We start from the raw sequence: 5,808 nt of genomic DNA, 5'->3' as shown, positions 1-5,808 counted from the left end.
ATAGAGCGCTACACGGCGCGCCGGATGGGCCGGGAGGCAGAGTAGCCACGCCCTGCGTCAGGGCTAATTTCAATCGATCTAATCGCAGGGTGCTGACGGCAGCCGCCGCCTGGTCCCAACCATTTGGGCGAAAGCCGGGCAAAAACCGAACAATATCTTGACGTTCGCAGCCCTGTTTCGCATACACCGCTGCGAAGAGGCGGATTCCGTGCTCGGAATCCGGTCTTTGTCTCAACGGCCCAGGGAGGGGTTCTTTTGGGCCATCAATCGAGGAAAATCCGGCAATGACAATTATTTCCGCCGTCATCGCCTGCGGCCTGCTTTCAATCCTTTACGCCATCTGCGCGACACGTTCGGTCCTTGCTGCCGATCAGGGCAATGCACGCATGCAGGAAATCTCCGCGGCTATCCGCGAGGGCGCACAAGCCTATCTGGCGCGTCAGTACACCACCATCGCCATCGTTGGCGTCGTCGTCCTCGTGCTCGCCTGGTGGTTGCTGTCCATCACCGCCGCGATCGGCTTCCTGATCGGAGCGGTGCTTTCAGGCGCCGCCGGCTTCATCGGCATGCATGTCTCCGTTCGCGCCAACGTTCGCACGGCGCAGGCCGCATCGAACAGTCTCGCTGCCGGCCTCGACATCGCGTTCAAATCGGGCGCCATCACCGGCATGCTGGTTGCTGGCCTCGCCTTGCTCGGCGTGTCGATCTACTACCTCATCCTGACCCACTTCATGGGCCTCCAGCCCAATGACCGCATCGTCATCGACTCGCTGGTCTCGCTCGGCTTCGGCGCATCGCTGATCTCGATCTTCGCTCGTCTCGGCGGCGGCATCTTCACCAAAGGCGCCGACGTCGGTGGCGATCTCGTCGGCAAGGTCGAAGCCGGTATTCCCGAAGACGATCCGCGCAACCCGGCCACGATCGCCGACAATGTCGGCGACAATGTCGGCGACTGCGCCGGCATGGCCGCTGACCTGTTCGAAACCTATGCGGTGACTGTCGTCGCCACCATGGTTCTGGCTGCCATCTTCTTTGGCGGCACCGCCGTGTTGGGTGCGGCCATGCTTTATCCGCTCGCCATCTGCGGCGCCTGCATCCTGACCTCGATCGTCGGCACCTTCTTCGTCAAGCTCGGTTCCAACGGCTCGATCATGGGCGCACTCTACAAGGGCCTGATCGTCACTGGCCTGCTGTCCATCGTCGGCCTCGGCGTCGCCACCCAGGTGACGCTCGGCTGGGGTGAGGTCGGCACGGTCGCCGGCATGGTCATCACCGGCAAGAACCTGTTCATCTGCGGCCTGATCGGCCTCGTGGTGACCGGTCTCATCGTGGTCATCACCGAATACTACACCGGCACCAACAAGCGCCCGGTCAATTCCATCGCCCAGGCGTCGGTCACCGGTCACGGCACCAACGTCATCCAGGGCCTCGCGGTCTCGCTGGAATCGACGGCGCTGCCGGCGATCGTCATCGTCGGCGGCATCATCTCGACCTATCAGCTTGCCGGCCTCTTCGGTACGGCGATCGCGGTCACGACGATGCTCGGCCTTGCCGGCATGATCGTTGCGCTCGATGCCTTCGGCCCGGTCACCGACAATGCCGGCGGCATCGCCGAAATGGCCGGCCTGCCCAAGGAAGTGCGCCACTCCACCGACGCGCTCGACGCGGTCGGCAACACCACCAAGGCGGTGACCAAGGGCTACGCCATCGGCTCCGCTGGTCTCGGCGCATTGGTGCTGTTTGCCGCGTACTCGAACGACCTGAAGTTCTTCGCCGCCAATGGCGACAAATATCCCTACTTCCAGGGCATGGGCGAGATCTCCTTCGATCTCTCCAACCCATACGTCGTCGCCGGCCTGATCTTCGGCGGGCTGATCCCGTATCTGTTCGGCGGCATCGCCATGACGGCCGTCGGCCGTGCGGCGGGCGCCATCGTCGAGGAGGTGCGCAAGCAGTTCCGCGAGGATCCGGGCATCATGGCCGGCACCTCGAAGCCGAACTACGCCCGCGCGGTCGACCTTCTGACCAAGGCGGCAATCAGGGAAATGATCATCCCGTCGCTGCTGCCGGTGCTGGCGCCGCTCGTCGTCTATTTCGGCGTGCTGCTCATCTCGGGCTCGAAGGCGTCTGCCTTTGCAGCGCTGGGTGCCTCGCTGCTCGGCGTCATCGTCAACGGCCTGTTCGTCGCTATCTCGATGACCTCTGGCGGCGGCGCCTGGGACAACGCCAAGAAGTCCTTCGAAGACGGCTTTGTCGACAAGGACGGCGTCAAGCATCTCAAGGGTTCCGAGGCGCATAAGGCTTCGGTGACCGGTGACACGGTCGGCGATCCCTACAAGGACACCGCTGGCCCCGCCGTCAACCCGGCGATCAAGATCACCAACATCGTCGCGCTCCTGCTGCTGGCCGTGCTCGCGCACGGCTGATCTAGGCTTCAGCCCGAAACAACCCGCGGGAGCGATCCCGCGGGTTTTTTGTTGAGCAATGCCATGTCGACGCGTCAACAAGCCGATCTCTTGCATGCGGTAAATGCGCCGGTATCTCATCTACCGGCTTGGGTTTCGACGGCTTAAGCATCGCCGGCAAACATACGGGGATCTTGCCCTGATCGAGGCCACAACAAAAACCCGCAGGATCGCTCCCGCGGGTTTTTGGTCGTCTGAGATGATGAGGCTCCCGGAATGGAAGCCGAAAGGAATTAGGCGCCGCCGCCCGGAATGCTGGGTGCCAGCTTGCTGGCACCGTTGATGATCTGGCTGAGGAAGTTCTGGTCCTTGCCGCCGGTCGGTGTGGTGCGTGAGATGAAGTCGAACATCTTGCCGTCCTTCATCCCGTAATTGGCGATCTGGGTGACGCGGCCATCGGCGCCGAAATAGACCGCCAGCACATGCTGATCAATGAGCCGTGGCTTGTCGAAGGCGACGTAGCGCTTGCGCGTCTGCGAAATGTAATAGAAGGCCTCGTTGTCGAAGGTCGCGGTCGTCGACGGCGTGCCGAGCGCCAGAAGCACCTGCTCGCGGCTCGAACCGACCGGCACCAGGTCGATTGCCTGCTGGTCTATGACGTAACCTTGCGTCAGCGTCTCACTCGGGCTGAGGTCGCCGATCATCTTGGAGGTGTGGCAGGCCGATAGTGCCGAAACGATCATCAGCAGCGAGATCGCGCCGGCGGGCCTGGACGAGAAGGTCGACTTGAAATTCAGCGCGCGCAACAACAACTCCATTAGCTGGCCGCAACTTGCGCTGGGCCGCGAAACCGGTAAACCAGCTTGCTTGCCGATGCAACAAGCCCACTTCAACAAACGGTCCCCAGGAGACCATCCCCAATGTTCCAGCGCTTTTTTGGCCGCGAACGCTACGCCAACCGCGCTATCACCGAGGCGCTTTACGCACAAATCGTGGCGGCGGCGCGGCAGACGGTGTTTTATTCCCACTGGAATGTGCCAGACACGCCGCTTGGCCGTTTCGAGATGCTGTCGCTGCACATGTTCCTGTTCCAGCACAGGTTGCGCGGTGAGAGCGGTGCGGCGCAAGAGGTCGCCCAGGTGCTGATCGACGAGTTCTTCCTCGACGTCGACCATTCGTTGCGGGAATTGGGCATTGGCGACGTTGGCGTGCCCAAACGCATGAAAAAGCTGGCAAAGATGTTTTATGGCCGAACCGCTGCCTATGACGATGCCCTGGAAAGAAACGACCATGAAGCGCTGACCGCGGCTCTTGCCCGCAATGTCCGGCCCGACGCGGGCGCCTGGCTGGAAGCATCGCTGCTGGCCAACTATGTTACCGACGCGCGCAATCATCTGGCCGCGCAGACATCCGAATCGATTGTCTCCGGCACGCTGACCTTTCCCGCCGCCAAGGAGGTTGAACAATGAAGCATGTGGACCCGCAAAGCCCGGTCTCCTTCCGTGCAAACATCACGCGCCTGCCGCAAAAGGGCCTGCCGCTGGTTGTCGAAGCCGATGCCGCACAGCGTGCGGCACTGGCCGAGGAGCACGGGTTGATTTCGGTCGAATCCTATCGCGCCGAGCTTCTGGTCGCGTCGTGGAAGCGCAATGGCGTGAAGATAAGCGGTCGTGTCGAAGCCGACATCACCCAGGCCTGCATCGTCACGCTCGAGCCTGTCGAAGCGCATATCGACGAACCGGTCGAAGCGCTGCTGCTGCCCGAGGATTCCAAGCTTGGACGGCAGGGTTTCGATGGTGGCGGCGAGATCCTGCTCGACGCGGAAGGCCCTGACAGTCCAGAGACATTTTCCGGTGACACGATCGATGTCGGGGCACTCGCCGAACAGTATTTCGGGCTCGCCATCGACCCCTATCCGCGTAAGCAGGGCGCAGCGCTCAACGCCGGCAGCGAGACCGAACCGGCGGAGAATGAATTTCAGCAAAAACTGCGATCCTTGCTGGGAAAATCCTGAAAAGCTCGCCCGCGACGGAAAAGTCGGTTGTGTGGCAGCCCAAAACCGTTATTTTCGCCGAACCTTCGCGGTCGCTAAACGACCTGCCGCCTAACCGTGAGACAAATACCGCGTGATCAGGATTTCCATCGATGCCATGGGCGGCGATCACGGACCAGCCGTGGTCATTCCAGCGCTCATGACGGTCGCGACCCGTCGTCCCGACATCCGCTTCGTCATCTTCGGGCGTGAGGAGGTCGTGCGCCCGGAGCTCGCCAAATTTCCCAAGCTTGCCGAGATCAGCGAATTCTTCCATTGCGAAATTGCGGTCAGGATGGACGACAAGCCGAGCCAGGCGCTGCGCCACGGCCGCTGGAAGTCATCGATGTGGAAGGCCGTCGAAGCGGTCAAGGCCGGCACGGCCGACGCCTGCATTTCCGCGGGCAACACCGGTGCGCTGATGGCGATGTCGAAATTCTGCCTGCGCACCATGGCCACCATCGATCGCCCGGCGATCGCAGCCCTTTGGCCGACATTGCGCGGCGAAAGCGTGGTGCTGGATGTCGGCGCGACCATCGGGGCCGATGCGCAACAGCTCATCGATTTTGCCATTCTCGGCACCGGCATGGCGCGCTCGGTCTTCGGCATAGCCCGGCCCAGCGTCGGCCTGCTCAATGTCGGCGTCGAGGAGATCAAAGGCCAGGAAGAGGTTAAGGAGGCGGGGCGCATGCTGCGCGAAGCCAACATGGCCTCGATGAACTATCACGGTTTCGTCGAGGGCGACGATATCGGCAAGGGCACGGTCGACGTTGTGGTGACCGAGGGCTTCGCCGGCAACATCGCTCTGAAGACCGCGGAAGGCACGGCGCGCCAGATAGCGGGTTATCTGCGCGCCGCGATGAGCCGCACCCTGATGGCCAGGATCGGCTACGTCTTCGCTAAGGGCGCCTTCAACCGCTTGCGCGAAAAGATGGATGTCGGCCGCTCCAATGGCGGCGTTTTCCTGGGGCTGAGCGGGATCGTCGTCAAAAGCCATGGCGGTGCTGATTCTGACGGGTTCGCCGCCGCGATCGAACTCGGCTATGACATGGTCCGCAACAACCTCCTCGACCGTATCGAGGCCGATCTGGACCTGTTTCATGCGCGCAACCCGCGCGCCCTGTCATCTAGGAAATCCGACGTCGTCACCGACGCAAAGGAATAGGAAAGAACTTTGATCAGATCAGTCGTGCGCGGCACGGGCGCCGCGCTGCCCCGCCGAATCATGAAGAATGCCGATTTCGAAGGCATGGTCGAGACCTCCGACGAGTGGATCGCCCAGCGCACCGGCATTCGCCAGCGCCACATCGCGGGCGATGACGAGACGACCGCTTCGCTGGGGGAAGCGGCGGCACGTGCCGCACTTGCCAA

Annotated in this window: 5 protein-coding genes and 1 pseudogene; 5 read left to right on the top strand and 1 reads right to left on the bottom strand. The window is 62.3% G+C overall.

What is annotated here, in order from left to right:
* The first annotated feature begins 284 nt into the window (after positions 1-284).
* On the top strand, positions 285-2,426 hold the full coding sequence (locus tag EN884_RS22810) for a sodium-translocating pyrophosphatase (protein ID WP_128360746.1): 2,142 nt from the start codon (positions 285-287) through the stop codon (positions 2,424-2,426).
* 272 nt (positions 2,427-2,698) lie between these two features.
* Here the strand turns inward: EN884_RS22810 and EN884_RS22805 are convergent, their stop codons facing one another.
* The gene (locus EN884_RS22805; protein WP_013532236.1) at positions 2,699-3,211 is read right to left on the bottom strand and encodes an outer membrane protein assembly factor BamE; all 513 of its coding nucleotides are present in this window, start codon (positions 3,209-3,211) and stop codon (positions 2,699-2,701) included.
* A 114-nt stretch (positions 3,212-3,325) separates the two neighbouring features.
* Between EN884_RS22805 and EN884_RS22800 the strand changes: the two genes are divergently transcribed.
* The 4 genes and pseudogenes from EN884_RS22800 to EN884_RS22785 form a co-directional block, all read left to right on the top strand.
* Entirely contained in the window at positions 3,326-3,874 is a 549-nt protein-coding gene (locus EN884_RS22800) for a ubiquinol-cytochrome C chaperone family protein (RefSeq protein ID WP_063167769.1), read from the top strand.
* Positions 3,871-4,419 (top strand): DUF177 domain-containing protein, encoded by a 549-nt coding sequence (locus EN884_RS22795; RefSeq protein WP_013532234.1) that lies wholly within the window; start codon positions 3,871-3,873, stop codon positions 4,417-4,419. Before EN884_RS22800 ends, EN884_RS22795 begins: the two co-directional genes overlap by 4 nt.
* A 112-nt stretch (positions 4,420-4,531) precedes the next feature.
* Complete coding sequence (plsX, locus tag EN884_RS22790) at positions 4,532-5,602, top strand: phosphate acyltransferase PlsX (protein WP_024504675.1); 1,071 nt, start codon at positions 4,532-4,534, stop codon at positions 5,600-5,602.
* A gap of 9 nt (positions 5,603-5,611) precedes the next feature.
* Positions 5,612-5,808, top strand: a pseudogene (locus EN884_RS22785) (3-oxoacyl-ACP synthase); the annotation flags it as partial.

The sequence above is a fragment of the Mesorhizobium sp. M7A.F.Ca.AU.001.01.1.1 genome, from assembly GCF_004022735.1.
Classification (GTDB): domain Bacteria; phylum Pseudomonadota; class Alphaproteobacteria; order Rhizobiales; family Rhizobiaceae; genus Mesorhizobium; species Mesorhizobium ciceri.
Note: the sequence above shows the minus strand (reverse complement) of the source record. Positions and strands in the feature narration are given on the sequence as shown.